Origin of the sequence: Sorangium sp. So ce128, assembly GCF_051525245.1 — a bacterium.
GTDB classification, from domain to species: domain Bacteria; phylum Myxococcota_A; class Polyangia; order Polyangiales; family Polyangiaceae; genus Sorangium; species Sorangium cellulosum_B.
The window spans coordinates 9791884-9813293 of the sequence record NZ_CP150313.1 but is presented as its reverse complement, the minus strand read 5'-3'; the positions used below and the strand labels follow the sequence as shown (position 1 = coordinate 9813293).

Sequence of the window (21410 nt, the reverse complement as noted above, 5' to 3'; positions counted from 1 at the left end):
GCCGCTCGCCGGAAGCCCTCGCGAGGCTCAGCTCGACGCCGACGTGTACCGGCCTATCGCCCGCTTCCACACGCCGCGCGCGACGGCGCCGAAGATGAGCGCGCCGAGCGCCGCGGCGGCGGCCGTGCGCGGTGCGATGGTGCCGAGCATCGCCTCCGCCGGGTACGTGGTCATCAGCCCGAGCGGGACGATCACGGTGAAGACGACGCGCCAGAAGCCGCTGAAGATCGTGACCGGCCAGCGCGCGAAATCGAAGATGGAGTTGAAGAGGTAGGCCAGGTTGTCGAGGCGCACGACCCAGAACGCGGCGGAGATGACCAGGATGCACATGGAGTAGAGCACCAGCGTCGCCGTCACGAGCAGGCAGAGCGCGAGCGCGACGTGGGCGGGCGCGGGGGCGCGCCCCATCTGGGCGAACGCGTAGGCGAAGATCGCCACCGCGGCCGCGGCGTCCACGACCTTGCGGATCTCGAAGCGGGCCGTGGAGACGAGGAACTGCGCGTCGGCCGGCTTGAGCAGCGTGAAGTCGAGCGTGCCCTTCCGGATCTGGTCGACCACGCTGATGAGCGACGGGTTCACGGCCCCCTCGAGGATGCCCTTGAGCAGCGTGAACCACCCGACGACGACGAGCGCCCGCTCGTACGTCCAGCCCTGCACCGGCGGCCGGGCCGCGAGCGCGATGTGGAGCGGGACCAGCCCGACCACCGTCCACACGACGGTCATCACCGCGCCGAGCAGGAAATCCCACCGGTACTGCATCCCGAGCGCGATCGACACGCGCAGCTGCGTCGCGAGCAACCGGAGGTAACGCACGCCGCTCACCCGCCGAACGCCGAGAACCGCCGGATCCCCGCGCGCCACGCGACGAGCGCGGCGGCGGCGGACGCGGCGGCGAAGGCCCACTGCACCGCGAGCTCGGTGAGCGCGCGGCCCGGGTCGAGCAGGCCGGTGATGAGCTCGACAGGGAACGCGAGGCTGTAACGGAACGGCAGGACCCGCGCGAGCTCGGCGAGCCACGAGGGGAACAGCTCGATCGGGACGAGGTAGCCGGCGAAGACCATGAAGGCCGCGAGGTAGACGTCGAACACAGCGGTCGAGCTGTCGATCACGAACGCGAGCGAGCCGATCAGCGCCATCGTGAAGAAGTTGATCGCCCAGGCGCCGGCGAGGGAGAGGACCCAGAGCCCGATCTCGAGCGCCGTCGGCTGGAACCGCTCGCCCGACGTCGCGACGAGCGCGATGACCGCGATGGGCAGGCAGAGCGCCGCCCGGAGCGGCAGCGCGGCGAGGTTCTCGGCGGCGTACGAGAAGAGCGGGTGGATGGGCCGGAGCAGGCGCTGCGAGAGGGCGCCGCTCTTGATGTCCATGTTCATCTCCCAGACGAGCCACGAGCCGGTCAGCTGCCGGACGATGAGGATGGCCAGGAAGTACGCGGAGAAATCGCGCGCCCCGAAGCGGCCGACCGGCGCGCTCGCGGCCACCGCCGACCAGAGCGCGAGGCTCACGAGCGGCATCGTCGTCGTGAGCATCCAGATCAGCATCTCGGCCCGGTACGCGAGCGCGGCCGCGATCCCGACGCGGAGCAGCGTCGGGAACGCCCGGGCGGCCCGAGCGAGCCCGCTCATGACGCGGCCTCGCCCGTCGAGCCCGACGGCTCGCTTTCCGGCTCCGCCGAGGGCTCCACGCCCGAAAAGAGCTCGCGCATCACCTCCTCCAGGGGAGGATCCTCGACCGTGAGATCCGAGATGTCGGTGTGGCCGAGCAGCCAGGACATGGCCTCGCGCAGCTCCGCCTGCGGCACCTGCAGCACCGCGCAGCCAGGATCGAGCGAGAGGACGGCGCCCACCCGCTCGAGGAGCGCCTGGTCGACCGGGCTCTTGAAGTGCAGCGCGATCCGCTTGTGGGGCCGCATGCTGCGGACGAGCGCCGCGAGGTCGCCGTCGTAGCGCAGCCTGCCCTTGTCGATGACGATGACCCGCGGACAGAGCGCCGCCACGTCGTCCATGTAGTGGGACGTGAGCACGATCGTCGCCCGCCGCCGCTCGTTGTAGCGGCGGATGAACTCGCGGACCCCGAGCTGCATCGCCACGTCGAGCCCGATCGTCGGCTCGTCGAGGAACAGGATCTCCGGCCGGTGCAGCAGGGCCGCGGCCAGCTCGCACTTCATGCGCTCGCCGAGCGAGAGCTGCCGCGTCGGCTTCGTCGCGATCTCGGCGATGCCGAGGAGGTCTTCCAGCTCACCGAGGGTCTCCTTGAAATCCGCGTCGCCGATCCCATAGATCGCTCGGTTCACCGCGAAGGTCTCGGCGGGCGGGAGGTCCCAGAGCAGCTGCTGCTTTTGCCCCATCACGAGGGTGATCCGCTTGAGGAAATCGGGCTCACGGTGCCGCGGGACGAAGCCGGCGACCTCGACCTTGCCGCCCGACGGGTGGAGGAGCCCGGAGAGCACCTTGAGCGTCGTCGTCTTCCCGGCGCCGTTCGGGCCGAGGAAGCCGACGCGCTCGCCGGGCGCGATCGAGAACGATAGGTCCTCGACGGCGTGGACGACCTTCGTGCGGCGCCGGAAGAGCGAGCGCACGGAGGCCGAGAAGCCGGCGGCGCGCTCGTGGACCTGGTACGTCTTGGAGAGCGACTCCACCACGATGGAGCTCGACGCCTCTGCCATGGGCGGCGGAGACTAGCACCTCCGTGCTGGAGCTCCCGCGACGGTCGGCGCTCGACCGGCCGATCCCGTGGGCTAATCTCGTGACGCGGGGGGCAACGGCCGCCGGAATTCCCCTATGCCGCAGAGCTTCAAGGACGACACGATCCACGACCTTCCGCTCGCAGCGAGCGGCGCGCGGCAAGCGGCCGACTCCGCGGACGCCGTCGCGACCGGCCCGCGGCAGGTCCTCGCAGGCCGGTACGAGCTCCTCGGGCTGGTCGGCATCGGCGGGATGGGCAGCGTCTACCGCGCCCGCGACCTGGAGCTCGAGGAGCTCGTCGCGGTCAAGGTGCTGCGCCGGGAGCTCAGCGTCGCGCCGGAGGTGACCGAGCGGTTCCGGCGCGAGGTGCGGCTCTCGCGCAAGGTGACGCACCCGAACGTGGCGCGGGTCTTCGACATCGGCGAGCACGAGGGCGACCGGTTCCTGACGATGGAGTTCGTCGACGGCGAGCCGCTCGCCGCGCTGCTCGCGCGCGAGCGGCGGCTCGGCATGACCCGCGCGCTGGACGTCGTGGAGGGCGTCTGCGCGGGCCTCCACGCCGCGCACCGGGCCGGCGTCATCCACCGTGATCTCAAGCCGGACAACGTGCTGCTCGGGCGCGACGGGCGCGTCGTCCTGACCGACTTCGGGATCGCGCGCGCGGTCGCGAGCGGCGAGGCGGGCAAGACGCTGGGCGCCGTCATGGGGACGCCGGCGTACATGGCGCCCGAGCAGGTGCAGGGCGCCGACGACGTCGACGCGCGCGCCGACATCTACGCCCTCGGGGCGATGCTCTTCGAGATGCTCACGGGCGAGCGCGCGTGGCAGGGCGACGCGCCGCTCGCCGTCGCCGCGGCGCGGCTCTTCGCCGACCCGCCGGATCCGCGGCTCCGGCGCCCCGACCTGCCCGACGCGCTCGCGCGCGTGGTGCTCCGCTGCATGGCGCGCGAGCGCGGCGGCCGGTATCCGTCCGTCGAGAGCGTCGTGCACGACCTCGCCTCGCTCACGCGCCCGGCCACGGTGACGCCGCCGGCGTTCACGCCGCCGCAGGAGCGGACGGCGGTCTCCGGGGTGACCCCGGGGGCGAGCTCCGGGGTGGCCGAGCACGGCGGCAAGAGCGTCGTGGTCCTGCCGTTCGCGAACCAGGGACCTGCGTCGGACGCGTACCTGGCCGAGGAGCTGACGGACGATCTCGTCGACACGCTCTCCATGACGCGGGGCCTCCGGGTGAGGCCGCGCGGGGCGCTCGGGCGGCGCTCGTCCTCCGAGCTCGATCCGCGCGAGGTCGGGCGTGAGCTCGGGGTGCAGGTGGTCGTCGGGGGCTCGGTGCGGCGGCGCGACGGGACGGTGCGGATCAACGCGCGGCTCATCAGCGTCGCCGACGGGTTCCAGCTGTGGGCGAAGCGCTTCGATCGCCCCGAGGCGGAGGTGCTGCGGATCAACGACGAGGTGGCCGAGGCGGTCGCGGAGGCGCTGACGCTCGACGGGGCCGCGCCGAACCGCACGGCGCCGAGCGATCCCGTCGCGCTCGACCTGTTCCTGCGCGGGCGCCACGAGTACCGCAGGTTCTGGCCGGAGCACCAGGAGCGGGCGATCGCGCTGTTCGAGCAGGCGCTCTCGCGCGCGCCCGAGGATCCGATGATCCTGTCGGCCTACGCGCTCGCGCGCTCCCGCTTCTGGTTCTTCACGGACCGCGGCGGGGAGCTCGCCACGGAGGCGGCGTCGCGCGCCGTCGCCGCGGCGCCCGGGCTGCCGGACGCGCGGCTCGCGATGGCGTCGGTGCGGTTCCAGCGCCTCGACGTGGTCGGCGCGATGCGGGAGCTCAAGGCGGCGCTCGCGTGCCGCTCGGGCAACGCCGAGGCGGAGGGCCTCATCGGCCACATCCTGCTCGAGTGCGGCGCCTTCGAGGAGGGCGCGCGGCGCGCCCGGTCCGCGCTGGCGCGCGATCCCGAGGTGGTGCTGGCGGCGCAGGCGCTGGCGCGCGCGTACACGCTGCTGGACAGGTGGTCGGACGCCGACGACGTGATCCGGGCGCATCCGACGGTGGGCAGCGGATCGGGCTACACCGTCCTGCGGATGCGCCGCGCGCTCTGGCAGCGCGACCCGGAGGTGGTCGAGAAGCTCTCTCAGAGGCGCGTGAGCGAGGCCTTCCCGGACCTCCCCACGCCGTTCGCGCAGGTGATCGAGGACCTCATCGAGGGGCGGCTCTCGGACGTCCGGCCCGTGCAGGTCGAGGGGGAGCGCCCGGCCGTCACGGCGCTGCGGCGCACGTCGTTCATCCGGCAGCTCCAGGCGGAGTTCGCGGCCTTCCTCGGCCAGCGAGAGCTCGCGCTGGCCGCGCTCGAGCTCTCGCTGGCCGACGGCCTGTTCGACCTGATCTGGCTCGAGCGCTGTCCGGTCCTCGCGCCCCTGCGCGACGAGCCGCGGTATGCGGCCGTCCACGCGGCGGTGCAGCGGCGGGCCTCCGCGGTGGTCGCGGTCTACCGCGAGCGCTGAGACGCGGCGCTCGGCCCGACACGCGGAAAAGCCTGCAGCTCGGCGCGGAAAAGCGTGCAGCTCGGCGCGCGGAAAAGCGCTCAGCTCGGCGCGCGAAAAAGCGCGAGCACGCCGGTATAGAGGGCGAGCCTGGCCTGGCCCCGGGCCCAGGGGGCGATCTCGAAGCTCGAGTGCATGCCGGCGATCGGGAGGTCGGCGAAGCGCTGGCGCAGGATGCGCGCCTCGACGTCGGGCGTCCCGTACAGGCCCTGGCCGCGCCCGGCGCAGGTCAGGTAGAGCGCGAAGCGGGGGGCCGACCCGAGCGCGCTCCGGGACACCTGCCGGGCGATCCCCTCGAGCCCGGAGCGGCCGGCGGCGGCGTCGCGCACCGCGAAGGCGAGGCGCGCGCCGGGCCTCGCTTCGTCGCCGAGCAGGAGCCCCCGCCGCGACGGATCGATGCCGCGGACCGGCCGCAGCACGTAACGCACGGAGTCGGGCGCCTCCGCCTCGGCGTCGCCGCGGTCGGCGCCCGGCGCGGCCGGTGGATCGAGCGGCGGGTCGGCCAGCGCGGCGAGGACGAGCTGCTGCGCGCTGGGCGGCTCGCCGAGCGTGGCGGTCGCGGTGGAGAGCAGGTCGAGCGCCGGCCGCCCGCCGGCGCGGAGCACGACGCCGCCGCTCGCCTCGTCGATGCGGTGGAAGCCGGAGAGCAGCCTGGCGGCGGGCGAGGCGTCGACGAGCGGCGGGGCGAACCCGGTGATGGCGAGGCCCGTCGCCGGGCCCTCGATGAGCTCGCCCTGCGACGTCACGCCGATGGCGGAGCCGGAGGCCGTCCCGGCGCCGAAGAGGCACGCGTTCGGCGCGGACAGGGCGAGCGCCTCGAGCCGCTCGGGCGCGAACGCCCCGGGCCGGGCGAAGAGGATGGCCGTCGCGGAGCGCTGGCCGACGGTGCGGGCGAGCGTCTCGCGCAGGAGGCGGCTCGGCTCCTCGGCGCGCTCGGGCAGCGCGAAGGGGGTGACCTGCCCGCCGGACCACAGCACGCCGCTCGCGCCGGTGTCCCCCTCGATCTCGCCGCGCTCGCTGAGCACGCCCGCGGCCGGCACGACGCAGGCGGGGACGCCGCGCCAGGCGCCACGGACGAGCTCGGCGACGCCCGAGGCGCGCTGGGCGAGCTGTCCGGAGACGAAGACGACCCCGCCCGACGGCGACGGGACCGCGCTGCGCAGGTCCGCCAGGTGCTGGAGAAGGCCATCCGGCCCACAGGTCGCGGAGAAGCTTCGTGCCATGGCTGGCTCGCCCATCTTAATCGAGCCTCCGACCACTCGACAGGCCCCGCGTAAGAAGTTTATCGTGCGACAGTCGCGCCGGCGCCTCGGGGATTTCCTCACGGGACGGCGAGCGAAGGACCGGGCAAGCTCGATGAGGATCCAATCATTTGGCCGCACCGATGTCGGGCGCCACCGGCGCGCCAATGAGGATGCGTTCTTCCGGGACGACGAGCTCCGGCTCTACATCGTCGCGGACGGCATGGGCGGGCACGCGGCCGGCGAGGTCGCGAGCGCCGAGGCGGTCGAGACGATCTACGGCATGGTGAAGCGGGGCCTGCCCGCCATCGGCGATCCGAACGAGCCGCTGACGCAGCCCAAGGCGCGCGCCGTGCTGCGCATCCTCGAGGGCGCGATCCAGGCGGCGACGTACATGGTCTTCGCGATCGCCGAGCTCGATCGCGACAAGAGCGGCATGGGCACGACGATCAGCGCGGCGCTCATCGTCGGCGGCGCGCTCGTGACCGGCCAGGTGGGCGACAGCCGCATCTACCAGGTCCGCAACGGGACCGCGGTGCAGATGACCGAGGATCACACGCTGATCGCGTGGCAGATCAAGAACGGCCTCATCTCCGTGGACGAGGCCAAGAGCTCGCCCCACCGCAACGTGATCACGCGCGCGGTCGGCAACCGGGACTACGTCGAGGTCGACACCTCGATCGTCGCCGTCGAGGAGGGCGATCGATACCTGCTCTGCTCCGACGGGCTGCACGGGTATCTCCACGCCGAGGAGGAGGTCGCGAGCATCGCCTCGAAGGGCGGCGACGTGGCGGTCGACCTCTTCATCGACCTCGCGAATCGGCGCGGGGGGCGGGACAACATCACGGCGGTGCTGGTCGAGGTGGGCTGACGCGCCCGCGCGAAAATGGCTAGGCTGCCCGCATGGCGCTGAAGGACAGACTGGTCACCGAGGGCATGAGGCTCGCCGCGAACCCGAACGTGGCGAAGCTGATGCAGGACGAGCGGTTCATGCGGCTGTTCATGACGGCGATGAGCGTGCCCGGCCGGGTCTCCTCGTTCACCGCGGAGCAGAAGGAGACGTTCGCCAAGGCGATGGGCCTCTCGACCGTCGAGGAGGTCCGCGACCTCAAGCGGACGGTGGCCTCCCTGGAGCGCGAGGTCGCGACGCTGGAGCGCGAGATCGCGAAGCTCCGGCGGGACGGGGAGCGCGAGCTCGCGAAGATCAGGCGCGAAGGCTGAGCTTGGGGGGCGAGGGCGAGCGGCGCGGCGCGCGCTGCAGCAGCGCCGCCGCGCCCCCGCGACGGGTCACTTCGTGTCGCCGCGCGCGTAGATGCTGGCGACGTAGTCGAGCACGTCGCGCGCCGAGACCTCGTTGTACCCGAAGTACTTGATCATCCGGGTCTTGATGATGTCGATCTTCTCCTGCGTCTCCTTGTCGATGACGCTCGACACGAGGGTCTGGAGCTTGATCGCGTCCTTCTGGTCCTCGAACAGCTTGAGCTCGAGGGCGCGGCGCAGCCGGTCGTTCGTGTGCCACTCGAACTTCTTGCCGTCGACCGCGAGCGCGCCGATGTAGTTCATGATCTCGCGGCGGAAGTCGTCCTTGCGGTTCTCGGGGATGTCGATCTTCTCCTCGATCGAGCGCATCAGCCGCTCGTCGGGCTCGACGTCCTCGCGGGTGAAGCGGTCCTTCACCTTCTCCTTCAGGGTGTAGGCCTTGATCGAGTCGATGTAGTTCGCGGCGAGCTTCTGGATCGCGTCCTCGTCGGCGCTGATCGCCCGCTGCACCTCGTTCTTGACGATCTCCTCGTACTCGCGCTTCACCATCCCGATGCACTCGGTGAAGCGCTTGCGCTGCTCGTCGTTCGTGATGAGCGAGTGGTGCCTGAGGCCCTTCTCGAGCTCGCTCATGACCATGAAGGGGTTGATCGTCCCCTCGCCGAGGTCGTTGACGAGCGCGTTCGAGATCTTGTCCTGCACGTAGCGGGGGCTGATGCCCTCCATGCCCTCGCGCGACGCCTCCTTGCGGAGCTCCTTCACGGTGTCCTGCGTGTAGCCGGGCAGGACCTTGCCGTCGTAGAGCTTCATCTTCTGGACGAGCGAGAGGTTGTGCTTCTTCGGGTCCTCGAGCCGGGTGAGCGCGGCCCACATCGCGGCGACCTCGAGCGTGTGAGGGGCGATGTGCTTGCCGCGGATCTTCTCCTTGTTGAAGTCCTTCTCGTAGATCCGGATCTCCTCCGACACCTTCGTGATGTACGGGATATCGATCTTGATCGTGCGGTCGCGGAGGGCCTCCATGAACTCGTTGTTCAGGAGCTTCTTGTACTCGGCCTCGTTGGTGTGGCCGATGATGACCTCGTCGACGTCCGTCTGGGCGAACTTCTTCGGCTTGATCTTGTGCTCCTGCGACGCGCCGAGCAGGTCGTAGAGGAACGCGACGTCGAGCTTCAGCACCTCGATGAACTCGACGATGCCGCGGTTCGCGATGTTGAACTCGCCGTCGAAGTTGAAGGCGCGCGGGTCCGAGTCCGAGCCGTACTCGGCGATCTTGCGGTAGTTGATGTCGCCGGTGAGCTCGGTCGAGTCCTGGTTCTTCTCGTCCTTCGGCTGGAAGGTGCCGATGCCGACGCGGTCCTTCTCGCTGAGCACGAGGCGGCGCACGCGCACGTGCTGCATCACCTTCGACCAGTCGCCGCCGTACTTGTCCATCAGGCGGTTGAAGATGAAGCGGCACGCGGGGTCGAGGTCGCCCTCGGTGCGGACGTGGTGCTGCGCGCTCGAGAGGCCGAGCTCGCGGAACGCGCGGTCGCGCCACGCCGGCGGGACGAGGCGCAGCGGCTCCTCGTGCATCGGGCACTTGAAGCGGGCGCTCTCCGTCCCGGCCATGCCGACGTCGTCGAGGTTCACCCAGTCGAACGTGTAGAGCGCGCCGTCGGGGGTCGTCGAGTAGTGCTCGATGCCCTTCTTGAGGAGCCGGGCGATCGTCGACTTCGACGAGCCGACCGGGCCGTGCAGTAGGATGACGCGCTTCTCCGGGCCGTACCCCTCGGAGGCCGCCCGGAGCACGTGGACGAGCCGCATCAGCGGGATGTCGAGCCCGTACACGGCGTCGGCGCCGCCGTGCATCTCGTCCTTGAAGAAGTTGTACCGGATGAGCTTCTTCTTGTTGTCCGTGTACTCCTCGATGCCGTAGCGGATGATCATGTCGTACGCCCGCTGGAACGCGTTGCGCGTCACCTGCGGGTTCTGGCGCACGATCTGGAGGTACTCTTCGAACGTGCCCTCCCACGCGAGATCGCGGTAGAGCGCGAAGTCCTGCATCGCCGCGATCTTCTCAACCATCCCTGTCCGCAACTCGCCCATTTCGCACCCTTTTTCTCCAGGGCGACCGCGGGGCGGCCTTGGCCGCCGGAGGTGCGGGGGACAGATCTCGGCTCGCCGAGCTCCGCCCCCGTCTCGCGTCGCGCGCCCAGGGGGAAGACGCCAAGCTTAACACCGATCTCGGGGAGGCAAGTCACCGCGCCCCGAGGCGCGCTCCATCCTCCGGAACGGGAGCGCGCGGCGGAGCAGCCGGTCGCGCGGGTGGAGGTGCGAGGTGCGAGGGCGACCGCGGGGAGGCGACGTCAGCGAGGCGCGGCCCCGCCGGAGCGCGCTCCCTGCGCGCTTCCCCAGGAGAGCCCGCCGCTCTCGACGACGCCGGGCCAGGAGTCGACGTATTCCGACGGCTCGCCGGGGCCGGAGATGTCGATCCAGAAGACGTGCCCGGCGCCCGGGCGGCGCACGTCGACATGGACGAACTTGCTGTTCGGGTAGAACCCGCAGCCCACGTCCTCGAGCGTGCGGCAGAACTGAAACAGCGCGGTGTTCGGGACGCCCATCACGAGGATGTCCATGGCGCGCCCCTCGGCGTGCTGGCTGTGGTGCGTGCCGGAGGTCGGCCTGCGCGCGGCAGGCGCGTCGCCCGCCGGCCGCGGCCTGTACCCGCTGAAGATGTGGATCCCGCGGCGCGGGAAGGCGTCGGCGATCTGCTGGAGCAGCCAGAGCAGGCGCGGGTGGACGAGGCGGACCTGGGGCACCCACTCGAGCGCCCGCTGCCAGGTGTCGGCGTCGGGCTCATCGGGGAGCTCTGCGCCCGGGTCGGGCGCGTCGGGCGGACGGGCCATGATCGACAGGCGATCCAGCGCGCCGGGCGCGACGGAGCCGTCGCAGCGCACCAGCTCGAAGGCGTCGTGCTGGCCGCCGTACCGGGCGAACTGGACCGGGCGTCTGCGGCAACGCCAGTCGAGCGGCTGCTTCTTCGGCGGATCCCAGAGCAGATCGAAGCCGTTCGAGGAGAGGCTCGGCCCCGTGGTCGCGAGCACCGGCGGGCTGAGGATCGGATCGAGCTGGCGGAACCACGCCGGCGCGGCCGGATCGAGGCGGAGGGGGCCGGGCGGCTCGAAGGGGGTGAAGGGGGACCAGGCGCTCGCGAACGCCGTGGAGCCGAGGGCGGGGGAGGCGAGCGCGTGCTCGCCGAGCGCATCCGCGGCGTCCGGCCGCGCGCCGCCCCAGGCGAGCTGCCACCACGGCTGCTGCCGCCATTTCCCGTAGGCGCTGTTCAGGTAGAGCCGGAACGGTCCGGGGCGCTCGACGGCGGCGTTGTGGAAGGCGCGGAGGAGCGGCAGCTCCGGCGCGACCGTCTCGTTCAGGTTGAAGCTCGCGCGCTTCGGCGGCTCGTCGAGCAGGCTGGCGCCGGCGCGCTGGGGGGCGGCGACGAGCGACGCAGCGAGGCCGAGGGCGGTCGCGAGAATGTGGACGGCGGCGCGGGACGTTGCCGGCATGGGATCGACGAGGGGCGCGAGTCGAGCGAGGAAGGTAGCTCACCCAGCGGGCGGGCGACCCTGATTTGCCACAAACCGCCAGCTCGGGGGATGAAAACACACCCGTGGGGGGACCCTAGGCGTCAACCAAGCTTCCCGCCGCGTTCTCCTACATCCGAACGTTTACGTTTACGTTTACGTTTACGTGGTCGTTTACGTTTACGCGGTCGTTTACGTGGTCGTGGTCGTGGTCGTGGTCGTTCACGGCGTACCGTTGACGACCACGACCACGACCACGACCACGACCACGTAAACGACCACGACCACGTTGGTGACCGATGGGCGCGCGGCGCTTGCTCAGGGCGCCGCGGAGGCGCGCGTCAGCCTGTCCCGCACCGCGTCCCACGCGGGATCCTCGGGGACGGCGGCGATGACGATCACGTCGCAGCCGGCATCCTCGAGCCGGTGCAGCGCGGCGTAGAGCGCCGCGGCGTAGCCGGCGGGATCGCCGGGGAGGAGCTCGGCGTGCGGCCCGGTCGCGGTGCGGCTGCCGTGCTCGACGGCGCCGGCGCGCGACCCGGCCTGCGCGGCGCGATCGAGCTCGCCGCGGACGGCCTGGGCGGGGACCAGCGCGACCTGCGCGCGGGGGGCGTAATGGCGCGCGTGGGTCCCCGGGGACGGGGCGCGCTCGGCCGGGGCGGTGATCAGCCCGGCGGCCACCTGGAGCGGCACGAGCGCGGCGATCGCCTCGGCCGTGACGTGCCCCGGGCGGAGCACCCGCGCCGGCGAGCGCGTGACGTCGACGATGGTGGACTCGATGCCCACGGCGGTCGGCCCGCCGTCGAGGATCGCGTCGATGCGCCCGCCGAGGCTCTTCTCGACGTGCTCGGCGGTGGTCGGCGAGATCTCGGTGGATCGGTTGGCGCTCGGCGCGGCGATCGGCAGCCCGACCGCGTCGAGCAGGGCGCGCGCGACCGGGTGGACGGGGATGCGGATCGCGACCGTCGGCCCGCCGGCGGCGACCACGTCGGTGACGCGGTCGGGCCGGCGCGCGACGATCAGGGTGAGGGGCCCTGGCCACATGGCCTGCGCGAGCCGCTCTGCGTCCGGCGGCCAGCCGTCCGCGAGGGCGCGCGCGGACGCGACATCGGGGACGTGGACGATCAGCGGGTTGCCGGGCGGCCTCCCCTTCGCCTCGAAGATGCCGCGCGCCGCGCGCGCGTCGTCGGCGCGCGCGCCGAGGCCGTACACGGTCTCCGTGGGGAAGGCGACGAGCCCGCCGCGGCGGAGGATCTCGGCGGCCCGTGCGATGGATGCCGCGTCAGCGGCGAGCCGCTCGGTTCGCATGCGCCGCGGTCCATGTTGCCCGGGCGCGCGGGAGGCAAACGAAAAGCGAGGGGGGCAGCCACGGGGCGCTGCGCGGTCCGCGCGGCCGCGCGGCCACAGGCCGAAGGAGCGCCCGACGCCGTCGGCGTCGATCCAGAGCGGCGCCGTGGCGAGGTGGACGCGCTGCTCGCTCGATCGACCGGTGCGCGCTGCCGGGGGTCTCAACCCCTCCGGCCGCGCGGTTGGATGCCCCCGCGTGGTCGCGACCTGGGGCGGAGGCTGCTCGTGAGCCGATGGCGAGGTCGCGACCTGGGGCGGAGGCTGCCCGTGAGCCGATGGCGAGGTCGCGATCTGGCGCGGCGGCTGTTCGTGAGCCGGTGGCGAGGTCGCGACCTGGCGCGGCGGCTGTTCGTGAGCCGACGGCGAGGTCGCGACCTGACCACTTGTATGAAAACATCCATTTCTTGGGATCGGGACCTGTCTCCGAGGCCGAAAAGATCCGCCGCGATGGGTCGTGACCTGTCCGCGGCCTCGCAAACGAGCGCGGGCGCTGGTCGTGACCTCTGGGACAGCACCTCGTTGACCGGTCGGGGACGGCGAGCTCGTGAGCTGAGCCGCCCCTGCGGGCGCCGGAGAGATCAGCTGCCGAGCGGCTTGCAGCAGAGCGTCTGGCCCCACCTGGGCTCGATCTTCTCGCCCTCCGCGATCCCCACCCGCCCGTGGTCGATGCAATCGCCGTGGCCTTCCGCGAGCATGCGGAGCTTGATGCCGCCGATGGCCACAGGCTCCGCCAGCTCGGTGCACACGCTCTCGGTCGTGAGCGTCTGGGTCAGCACGAGATCGCTGCACGCCTGGTCGCTGTAGTACGAGAACTCCATCGAGCACGCCTCCCCGTCGAGCTCGCAGTCGCACGAGCCGCAGCCGGACACGAACGCGTACATGTCGAGCTTCTCCGGGAACTCCGAGGGACAGGCGGCATCCGTGACGCCGTGCCCCGGGCGGGGGAGATCATCGCCGTGTGTCATGGTGAGGCAGAGCCGAAAGCCGTCGGAGAGGATACGGGGGTCGACCAGGCACGTGGGTACGTTGGGGTTGCTTCCACAGCTGTACTCCCGAGGCTGGCGCGCCCAGCAGCGGCGCGCCTTCCGTTTCCAGGTCGCCCCCGGCTGGAACAGGTCATTGCGCGAGTAGCACGCAGAGCGGATGTCGAACCAGGGGGTGTACACGGCGGACGTCTCGCGATTCTCCAGCGGCTCGCACTCACCCCAGGGCGGGTGCAGCGACGTCCCCCCGGCGTCGCGGGCCGCCTCGCAATCCAGGGCGCTGCGCTTGAAGCCTGTACCTCCGCTGGCGCAATCGATACGCTCACACCGGCAGGGCGGGCAGCTCGGGTCGTCCTGGAGATCCAGCCACCAGTCCCCGTCGTGCTCCAGCCCGTACTCCTCACAGGTGGGCTCCTCGCCCTGCTCGCCGACCCACACGATATGCGTGCCGAAGGCCCCGAACGTGTCCACAAGCACGTCCTCGAGGCAGTGGCCGGGGCACGGCTCGCAGCGCTCGTCGCTGAAGCACCTGAACTCCTCGCCCCCGCAGCTCGACCCGAGCAGCGCGCCGGCGAACCCCAGGAGCGCGCAGGCCGCCGTCACCGGCAGCCAGCGCCGTCGCGCTCGTCCCCGATCCAGGGCGGCAGGCTGGATGCTGGTCTGGATCATGGCGTGATGGCCTCCTCGATGCAGCAATAGGTCCTGCGATACACCGGCTTCCGGTCCCGCACGGGTTCACCGCCCGACGCCTCGCAGGCGCCAGGCACGTTGGTAACCCACTCGGCGCGCACGCTGCCGAGCGGGAAGCCTGCGCTCGGATCAGTGCAGCCGCCGTCGTCGTTGACGATCACGGAGGCGATCTCCTGGCCGCACGCCGTGTCGGCGTAGGTCGACACGAGCGCGTCGCACACGCTGGGCTCGGTCGGGGTACACGCGCACGGCGAGCACAGGCCGTCGTCGTGGCCCAGGAACCAGGTGTGCTCCTCCAGGTACTCGTCCGGGCACTTGAAGTTCGGGCTCTCCGGGTCCGCCGTGGCCTCGACGCACCTCTTGAACGCGGGCGTCGGTCGCTTGTGGAACCTGGGGAAACACACGTCCCCCGACGCATCCCCGCACGCGCCTGCCTGGAAGTCACCCTTGCAGAGCTTGGCGTGGTACTTCCAGGGCGACCCCAGGCCGCCGCTGCGGGGCACGATCGCGTCGACCGGCGCGCACGGAACCGCGGTGGCCGGCGCGACGGCGATGGATCCGACCTGCTCCGGCGGGATCGGCGCCGTATCCACGCACGCACCGTCCCAGCCGGCCGGGGCATCGAACGGCGTCCGCGTCTCCGGCGCGCCGTCCTGGCACATGTAGAGCGAGCTGGCCGTCACGCCGGCCGGCAGCTCGCACGCCGGCTGCGAGCAGGCACAGGGCGGGCAGCCCGGCGCCGGATCGAGACCAGCGTAGAGCAGCAGGGCCTTCCGGTCGCTGGCGTCCGGCGGACACGGCGGCGGCTCCTCGTCGATGCTGCCCTCCCAGAGGAGCACGGGCTCTGCCCGGACCTGGCTCGCATCGACGGGCATCGGCACGCACTCCCCTGCGCAGAACTCTCCCGCCGGGCCTGCGCAGGTCACCGTCTCGTCGCACGCCTCGCCGGTGCCGCCGCACGCGCTCGCCAGCGCGAGCTCCGACACGGCCCATCCCAGCCTCGTGAGCACACGGCGATGCATCCCCTCCTCTCCTTCCCGGCGCGACGCGCCTACCAGACGCCCGCGATCGCCACGCCACCTCCGCCGGCCGCGACGAGCGGGCGCACGGCGACGCGGGCCGGCGAAGGCGGCGACGGGGCCCACCAGAGCGACGAGATCGCCACCGCGCCGAAGATCCCGCCCGCGATGAAGCTCGCCCAGGCCGCACCCCGCAGCGTGTCGCGGGCCGAGAGCGTCTCCTCGAGCGCTTTGCACGGGAGCGTGACCTCGGTGGCCTGTTTGTAGAGGCAGCCGCCGCGCCCGTAGTCCCGCCGGATGGCGTCCGCCTGCGCGTCGGCCTCGTCGTCGCGCACCCCGGCGGCAATGGCGAACCCCGCCCCGAACGCCGCGCCGGCGAGCGCCAGCGACGCGCCGGCGATGCGGATGTTGCGACCCGAATGGTCGGGAGCTGGCGGCGTCGTGCGGATGATCACCTCGGGCGGCGGCGCTTTCAGGATGGGATCGAGCACTAGCGGGAGGATCGTCCCGTCGCCGGCATAGTTTTCGAAGCGGACCGTCTGGGTGACATGCCCCTCGAGAGAGCCGCGAACCTCGTGGGCACCAGGTGTGACGTAGAACTGATAATTCGCCTGCCCACGGCCGATGAACCTGCCGTCCACGAAGATCTCCGCCTCGTCGTGGCTGACCATGATCTCGACGTGGATGGCGTCCTTCTCCGCCCGGCGCAGTCCTTCGTTGAAGCGCCGCTGCTCCGCAGGTGTGAGCGCTCTGGAGTCGCGCAGCGCGCGCAGCAGATGGTTCGCCGCGTCCACAGGTCTGCGCAGCGCCAGCTCGCAGAGCCCGAGCTCCCCTTCGATGGCAGGGCGCGGCGCCGCGGCGAAGGCAGCGCGATACGCCGCCTCCGCCTCCTGCCATCGGCCGGCGCTGCGCGCGGCGTGTGCGCGCCGAAGCGCGTCCGCTGCCGGATCAGCCGGCGCGGGCGCTGCAGCACGCGGTGCGGCGAGGGGCTGCGCGGACGTCGCAGACGCCGTGACGAGGTGAAGCGATACCAAGGGAAAGATCATGAGCTTCCTGGCATCCATGCCGCGCGAGCCTAAGTGCGCAGATGTCAGCGAAGCAAGACTCCGCCGTATGGAGGAGGAAGGTTTTGCTTTCGCGTGCCAAGGGCGATTTGGAAGCGAAGATGGACAGCTACACGTAATGCTGCACTGCCGGGCCAGGCGCCGGCCAGCGTGCAACAACGTGTGCTGCGCGCTTATGCGGGGTTGCACTGCTGCGCCTAGCGCGCCACGGAGCTCGCCGCGCTCACGGCGCCGCGGCGCGGCCGAGGGAGCGGCCGTCGCCGTCGGCGTCGATCCAGAGCGGCGCCGTCATCGCGAACGGGAGGATCTCGCCCGGGTCTCCCGCGAGCACCGGCTCGAGCGGCCGCCGCCCCCGGACGATCGCGACGACGAAGGTGTCCTCGGCGACGGAGATCGCGCCGTGCGCGCGCTGCCCGGTCCCGCGGTCGCCGCGCGCTGCGCCGGCGTCGGGCCGCGGCTGTCGTCGCCCGCCGCCGCCTCCGAGGACGACGGGGATCGCGATCTCGTCGAGGAGCGCGCCCGCGGGCGTCGTGCGCGCGCCTTCCAGCGGGATCGGCGCGCCGCTCGCGACGCCGCCGACGAGCACGTGGAGCTCGCGCGCGTCGACCCACGGGGCGCGCTCGACGCGGATCGAGAGCGACAGCGGCCCGCCTCGGGACCCGCGCCGCGCCGAGGCGACGCCGCCCTGGCGGGTGTCGCCGAGGCGCATCGTCACGAACGGGCCGTTCGTGATCACGACGTCGCGACGGCGCCGCAGGCCCGCGACGAGATCGGCCACGTCGAGCCGGCCCGGATCATCGGCGGCCACGGCGACGTAGGTGCGCGGATAACCCGCCTCCGCGCCGCGCAGCCCGTGGCTGTCGCTGGTCGCCGTCGGCGTGACCGGGTGGGACGCGCGGAGCAACGCCCAGAGCTCCTCGAGCGCGCGGTCCCGCGCGGCCGCGTCGCGCCCGGTCCAGACCTCGACGGCATCGGCGCCGGCGCCGGCGCCGTCCCCGACGATCTGCGCGAGCAGGCTCGGGCCCTGATCCGGCGCGACCTGCGGCGCCCAGGATCCGTGCAGCGGTGAGCCGCCGCCGTGCTGTCGGCTCACCTGGACGACGCGCTCGCCGGGCAGCGCGCGCACCTCGCGGAGGATCTCGCTCGCCGTCTCGTCGACCCACCGCAGCGCGCCCTCGCGGGGCGCGTCCGCCTCCCTGCCGAGCGGGAACACGCTGAGGCTCCCGAGCCCGGCGCCGCTCCGGCCGCTCGTGAGCTCCACGCCCGGGAGCGCGCGCAGCCGCGTCTCGAGCCGCAGGGCGGCGACGTCCCGCTGGAGATCCGAGGCGAGGTTGTGCTCGCTCGCCACCGCGCACTCCACGCCTTCCGCCGCGTTCCAGACGAGCCGCGCGGCCGAGGAGACGCCCGCGTCGGCGCTCCGCGCCGAGTGCTGCCGGAGGTCGCAGGCGATGTAGCCCGACGTGTCGACCACCCGCTCCAGCGTGAGATCGAGCCGCGACGTTCCGCCGTCTGCGATGTCGACCGTCGCCTCGGCGAGCGCGTACTCGGGCCCGCGCGAGGCGACGACCCGGACTCGCCCAGGGGGAAGGGCGACATCGAGCTCGCCCATGAGCGCGAGCCGGGGCGGCGAGAGGGCCTTGCCGGTCGCGGCGTCGAAGAGGCTGACCTTCGCCGGCGCGAGCGGACCGAGGGGATCGGGGTCCACGGCGGGCGCGGAGGCGCCGCCCTCGCGCACCCCGAGGTAGAGCCGCCCGGCGCCGGAGAGCGTGAGCCGCGCGGGGGCGATCTCGCCGGCGCGGATCCGGATCCGCGCGCTCCCCAGCGCGCGACGGCCGCTCCCTTCGAAGCCGACGAGGTAGAGGCCGGGCGGCGCCTCGGCGGCGAGCGGCGCGCTGTCGCCGGTTCGCAGCCACAGATCGAGCGCGGCGGCGGGCGGCGCGGCGCCGTCCTCGGCGATCGGCGTCAGCGTCGCCTTGCCGGCGAGGAGCGGGAGCGGCCCGCCGCGGCCGTCCACGAGCTCGAGCGCGACGCCGCCGGGCGCGCCGCCGCCGAGAAAGAAGAGCTCCGTCTCGACGGCGAGCGAGTCGCCGCGCGGCGCGATCGCGAGGATCCGCTGGTACGCGGCGCGCCCGCCGGGCGGGAGCGCGGCCTGCCGAGCGAACGTCACGTCGCTGAAGCCTTCGCCGCTCCGCGCGCGGATCGCCGCGCCGTCCACCGGGGCGAGCGCGTACGCGACGCCGGCCCCGACGCCGGCCAGGTACGGCGCCTCGTGCTCGCCGCGGAGCCCCGGCGCCACGCCGGGCGCGACGTGCTCCGCCGCGCCCCAGTGGACGACGTCGCCGAGGTCGAGCGCCTCGAGCGGGCGGTCGCCGTCGTTCCGGAGCGACGTCGTGATCATGACCGCCCGGTCGCGCGGCCCAAGCGCGTAGCGGGTGGTGACGGAGAGCGCGCCGCCGGCGAGATCGCGCCCGCGCACCTCGCCGCGCGCCTCGATCCAGGCGGCGCCGTCCTCGCCGCCGCCCGTCGTGATGTCGCGGTAGATCACCTGCCGCGGCGGCGCGCCGAGCCGCGTGACGATCTGCCCGAGCTCGTCGCGGCGCGCCCGCGCGTCCGCCGCGTCGACGAGGTTGCCGCCGCTCTCGGCGAGGCCAGCCCCGGGTCCGGGCTGATCGACGACCACGGCGATCTCGTCGTTCTCGAGCACGTAGTCGCCGGGCCGCCCCGCCGCGAGCGGGCCGGAGAGCGCGTCCGCGGGCCCCGTGATCCGCCGGACGCGCGCTGGCTGCGCGGCGCCGCCGTCCCTCGGGCAGAGATCGCCCTGCTCCGCGCCGCCGCGGCCCCACCGGCAGAGCATGCCGAGGCGCTCGACAGCGCCGGAGGACACGACGACGCTGCCGCCCTGCACGGGCGGCGCGCAGGTCGCGGACGCGAGCGCGAAGAGGCGCGCCGAGCGGAGGGCGCGGCGCGCCGCGCGCCTCGCGGGGCTTCCGGGGGTGCGGGGGCACTCGGGCGGGCGGGTCATCGATCCTCTTCCGACTCCGATGCGCGGCCGCGGCGCGCCTTGGGTCAGGAGCGCTCGGTGGCGAGGACGAGGAGGGCGGCGAGCCCCAGGCCGACGCCGAGCGCCCGGCGAGCGGTGAACACCTCGCCGAAGAGCAGCGGCGCGAAGAGCGCGGCGATCGCGATGCCGCCGGCGAACACGATCGGCCCCGTCGCGGTCACCGGACCGCCGATGCGGAGCGCCATGAAGGTGAGCGTCGCGACGCCGCTGATGCACAGGCCGGCGGCGCAGGCCCAGAGCACCCCCTGGGCCGACGGAGGCGTCTCCGCGCCCGGGCGGATGAGGAAGAAGACGAGGATCCCGACGGCCGCGGTGCCCTCGAGGCACAGCGCGCCAAGGGCGTCTCCGATCCGGCCTGCCGCCGCGCGCAGCATCAGGTAGTGACCGGCCATGCAGAGCGCGGCGAGGAGGGCAGGGACATACCAGGCGGACATGTCGTGCGTCGCAGCCTACTCGTCGTCCGCCATCTCCGGGTAGTCGCCGGGCGCGAGGTTGTCGAACCGGGTGCACGACGAGGTGAACCGCGTGAGCACCTTGCCCGTCGGCCCGTTGCGCTGCTTGGCGACGATGAGCTCGGCGATGCCTTTGTGGTTGGTCGTCTCCGGGTTGTAGTACTCGTCGCGGTAAATGAAGATGATGTTGTCGGCGTCCTGCTCGATCGCGCCCGACTCGCGGAGGTCCGACAGCTGAGGGCGCTTGTCCTTGGTGGTCCGGGTCTCGACGGCGCGGTTCAGCTGCGAGAGCGCGATGACCGCCACCTTGAGCTCCTTCGCGAGCTGCTTGAGCCCACGGGAGATCTCGCTGATCTCCTGCTCGCGGCTGCTCACGCCGTCCCGCCCCTTCATGAGCTGCAGGTAGTCGATGACGATGAGCCCGATGCGCCGCCCCGAGTTGCCGTCGCTGGGCGGCCGGTCGTACTCGGCCTGGATGCGCCGCACCTTGGCGCGCAGCTCGAGGAGGGAGATGGCCGGCGTGTCGTCGATCCAGATGGGCAGGGTGGACAGGAACGAGGCGGCCTCCGTCAGGCGGCGCCAGTCGTCGGGCTGCAGGAAGCCCTGGCGGAGCTTGCCGACGTCGACGCGGCCCTCGCTGCAGACCATACGTGTCGCGAGCTGCTCGCGGGGCATCTCGAGCGAGAAGACGGCGGCGCCGAAGCCGGGATCGTGCCGCTCGACGCCGTGCCCCGAATGGTCGGGCCCCGGGGAGCTCACGGTGCGCGGCGACGCCACGTTCACGGCGAGGTTGAGGACGAAGGACGTCTTGCCCATGCCGGGGCGGGCGGCGATGATCGAGAGGTCGCCGTCGTGCAGGCCGGCCGTCTTGGCGTCGAGCTTCTCGTACCCGGTCGAGATGCCGGTGATCCGGTCGCCGCGCTCGGCGGCGGCGGTGATCTGCTCGAACGCGGCCTTGAGCACCTGGGCGATCGGCTGGGTCGCCGTCCCCTGGGGCGTGCGCGCGAGCTGGTAGACCGCCTGCTCGGCGCCGTCGATGTACTCCTGCACCACGCCGACGTCGCCGTACCCCTCGGCCGCGACGCGCTGGCACGTGGCGATGAGCTGCCGCACGCGCCATTTCTCGTAGACGACCCGCGCGTGCGCCGCGACGTGCGCGACCGCGGGGGTCGCGTCCGCGAGCTGGGCGAGGTACGCCGCGCCGCCCACCTGGGCGAGGCGCTCCCGGTCGCGCAGCCACGACGCGACGGAGACGATGTCGATGGGCGTGCCGGCGGCCGCGAGCTCCTGCGCGGCCTCATAGACGCGGCTGTTCGCCTCGCTGTAGAAGTGGTCCGCTTTCAGGATCTCGAGCACCCGATCGAGCGCGTCGCGGTGCAGCAGGATGGCGGAGAGCACCGCCGCTTCGGCGTCGAGGTCGTGCGGCGGCACGCGTCCGGCGACGATGGGAGGCTCGATCCTCTGAGGCCGCTGGCCCCGGCGCTCCATCATTCTCATCATCCGTGCTTCTCCTC

General features: G+C 72.6%; 16 protein-coding genes. 3 read left to right on the top strand and 13 right to left on the bottom strand.

What is annotated here, in order from left to right; genetic code table 11:
* Nucleotides 1-27: 27 nt before the first annotated feature.
* From WME82_RS37275 to WME82_RS37265, 3 genes are read right to left on the bottom strand one after another with little or no spacing between them, the layout of a single operon-like run.
* On the bottom strand, nt 28-813 hold the full coding sequence (locus WME82_RS37275) for an ABC transporter permease (RefSeq protein WP_437748080.1): 786 nt from the start codon (nt 811-813) through the stop codon (nt 28-30).
* A gap of 5 nt (nt 814-818) precedes the next feature.
* Entirely contained in the window at nt 819-1625 is an 807-nt protein-coding gene (locus tag WME82_RS37270; RefSeq protein ID WP_438039204.1) for an ABC transporter permease, read from the bottom strand.
* On the bottom strand, nt 1622-2665 hold the full coding sequence (locus WME82_RS37265) for an ABC transporter ATP-binding protein (RefSeq protein WP_438039203.1): 1044 nt from the start codon (nt 2663-2665) through the stop codon (nt 1622-1624). The genes WME82_RS37270 and WME82_RS37265 overlap by 4 nt, the downstream gene beginning before the upstream one ends.
* Nucleotides 2666-2780: 115 nt before the next feature.
* On the opposite strand from WME82_RS37265, the gene WME82_RS37260 reads away from it, so the two are divergent.
* A complete protein-coding gene (locus WME82_RS37260; protein ID WP_438039202.1) occupies nt 2781-5180 on the top strand; it encodes a protein kinase domain-containing protein in 2400 nt (799 codons plus the stop codon).
* An 80-nt stretch (nt 5181-5260) separates the two neighbouring features.
* On the opposite strand, the gene WME82_RS37255 is transcribed toward WME82_RS37260, so the two are convergent.
* Nucleotides 5261-6442 (bottom strand): FIST signal transduction protein, encoded by a 1182-nt coding sequence (locus tag WME82_RS37255; RefSeq protein ID WP_438039201.1) that lies wholly within the window; start codon nt 6440-6442, stop codon nt 5261-5263.
* Between the two features lie 133 nt (nt 6443-6575).
* Between WME82_RS37255 and WME82_RS37250 the strand changes: the two genes are divergently transcribed.
* Together WME82_RS37250 and WME82_RS37245 are read left to right on the top strand one after the other, a co-directional pair.
* A complete protein-coding gene (locus WME82_RS37250; RefSeq protein ID WP_272104357.1) occupies nt 6576-7331 on the top strand; it encodes a PP2C family protein-serine/threonine phosphatase in 756 nt (251 codons plus the stop codon).
* Nucleotides 7332-7363: 32 nt separating this feature from the next.
* Entirely contained in the window at nt 7364-7681 is a 318-nt protein-coding gene (locus WME82_RS37245) for a hypothetical protein (protein WP_438039200.1), read from the top strand.
* A gap of 66 nt (nt 7682-7747) precedes the next feature.
* Here the strand turns inward: WME82_RS37245 and WME82_RS37240 are convergent, their stop codons facing one another.
* The 9 genes from WME82_RS37240 to dnaB form a co-directional block, all read right to left on the bottom strand.
* Nucleotides 7748-9805, bottom strand: coding sequence for a PrkA family serine protein kinase (locus WME82_RS37240; RefSeq protein ID WP_272104360.1), 2058 nt, complete (start codon nt 9803-9805; stop codon nt 7748-7750).
* 260 nt (nt 9806-10065) lie between these two features.
* Nucleotides 10066-11262: a YcbK family protein gene (locus WME82_RS37235; RefSeq protein ID WP_438039199.1), complete on the bottom strand. Its 1197-nt coding sequence runs from the start codon at nt 11260-11262 to the stop codon at nt 10066-10068.
* A gap of 336 nt (nt 11263-11598) precedes the next feature.
* Nucleotides 11599-12588 carry an L-threonylcarbamoyladenylate synthase gene (locus tag WME82_RS37230; protein WP_438039198.1) on the bottom strand — a complete coding sequence of 330 codons (990 nt, stop codon included), beginning with the start codon at nt 12586-12588 and terminating at the stop codon, nt 11599-11601.
* Between the two features lie 617 nt (nt 12589-13205).
* Nucleotides 13206-14279, bottom strand: coding sequence for a hypothetical protein (locus tag WME82_RS37225; protein WP_438039197.1), 1074 nt, complete (start codon nt 14277-14279; stop codon nt 13206-13208).
* Entirely contained in the window at nt 14276-15322 is a 1047-nt protein-coding gene (locus WME82_RS37220) for a hypothetical protein (protein WP_438039196.1), read from the bottom strand. The genes WME82_RS37225 and WME82_RS37220 overlap by 4 nt, the downstream gene beginning before the upstream one ends.
* Nucleotides 15323-15351: 29 nt before the next feature.
* Entirely contained in the window at nt 15352-16365 is a 1014-nt protein-coding gene (locus WME82_RS37215) for a hypothetical protein (RefSeq protein WP_438039195.1), read from the bottom strand.
* Nucleotides 16366-16606: 241 nt separating this feature from the next.
* Nucleotides 16607-19405: a hypothetical protein gene (locus tag WME82_RS37210; RefSeq protein ID WP_438039194.1), complete on the bottom strand. Its 2799-nt coding sequence runs from the start codon at nt 19403-19405 to the stop codon at nt 16607-16609.
* Nucleotides 19406-19449: 44 nt separating this feature from the next.
* Nucleotides 19450-19878, bottom strand: a complete 429-nt coding sequence (locus WME82_RS37205; protein ID WP_437852522.1) for a hypothetical protein — start codon at nt 19876-19878, stop codon at nt 19450-19452.
* 15 nt (nt 19879-19893) lie between these two features.
* Nucleotides 19894-21396 (bottom strand): replicative DNA helicase, encoded by a 1503-nt coding sequence (gene dnaB, locus WME82_RS37200; RefSeq protein WP_437741241.1) that lies wholly within the window; start codon nt 21394-21396, stop codon nt 19894-19896.
* Nucleotides 21397-21410 lie beyond the last annotated feature (14 nt).

What these genes read in the sequence shown, in the direction of transcription:
- WME82_RS37270 (WP_438039204.1), bottom strand. Translation starts at nt 1,625, where the DNA reads ATGAGCGGGCTCGCTCGGGCCGCCCGGGCGTTCCCGACGCTGCTCCGC.
- WME82_RS37265 (WP_438039203.1), bottom strand. Translation starts at nt 2,665, where the DNA reads ATGGCAGAGGCGTCGAGCTCCATCGTGGTGGAGTCGCTCTCCAAGACG.
- WME82_RS37260 (WP_438039202.1), top strand. Translation starts at nt 2,781, where the DNA reads ATGCCGCAGAGCTTCAAGGACGACACGATCCACGACCTTCCGCTCGCA.
- WME82_RS37255 (WP_438039201.1), bottom strand. Translation starts at nt 6,442, where the DNA reads ATGGCACGAAGCTTCTCCGCGACCTGTGGGCCGGATGGCCTTCTCCAG.
- WME82_RS37250 (WP_272104357.1), top strand. Translation starts at nt 6,576, where the DNA reads ATGAGGATCCAATCATTTGGCCGCACCGATGTCGGGCGCCACCGGCGC.
- WME82_RS37245 (WP_438039200.1), top strand. Translation starts at nt 7,364, where the DNA reads ATGGCGCTGAAGGACAGACTGGTCACCGAGGGCATGAGGCTCGCCGCG.
- WME82_RS37240 (WP_272104360.1), bottom strand. Translation starts at nt 9,805, where the DNA reads ATGGGCGAGTTGCGGACAGGGATGGTTGAGAAGATCGCGGCGATGCAG.
- WME82_RS37235 (WP_438039199.1), bottom strand. Translation starts at nt 11,262, where the DNA reads ATGCCGGCAACGTCCCGCGCCGCCGTCCACATTCTCGCGACCGCCCTC.
- WME82_RS37230 (WP_438039198.1), bottom strand. Translation starts at nt 12,588, where the DNA reads ATGCGAACCGAGCGGCTCGCCGCTGACGCGGCATCCATCGCACGGGCC.
- WME82_RS37225 (WP_438039197.1), bottom strand. Translation starts at nt 14,279, where the DNA reads ATGATCCAGACCAGCATCCAGCCTGCCGCCCTGGATCGGGGACGAGCG.
- WME82_RS37220 (WP_438039196.1), bottom strand. Translation starts at nt 15,322, where the DNA reads ATGCATCGCCGTGTGCTCACGAGGCTGGGATGGGCCGTGTCGGAGCTC.
- WME82_RS37215 (WP_438039195.1), bottom strand. Translation starts at nt 16,365, where the DNA reads ATGATCTTTCCCTTGGTATCGCTTCACCTCGTCACGGCGTCTGCGACG.
- WME82_RS37210 (WP_438039194.1), bottom strand. Translation starts at nt 19,405, where the DNA reads ATGACCCGCCCGCCCGAGTGCCCCCGCACCCCCGGAAGCCCCGCGAGG.
- WME82_RS37205 (WP_437852522.1), bottom strand. Translation starts at nt 19,878, where the DNA reads ATGTCCGCCTGGTATGTCCCTGCCCTCCTCGCCGCGCTCTGCATGGCC.
- dnaB (WP_437741241.1), bottom strand. Translation starts at nt 21,396, where the DNA reads ATGATGAGAATGATGGAGCGCCGGGGCCAGCGGCCTCAGAGGATCGAG.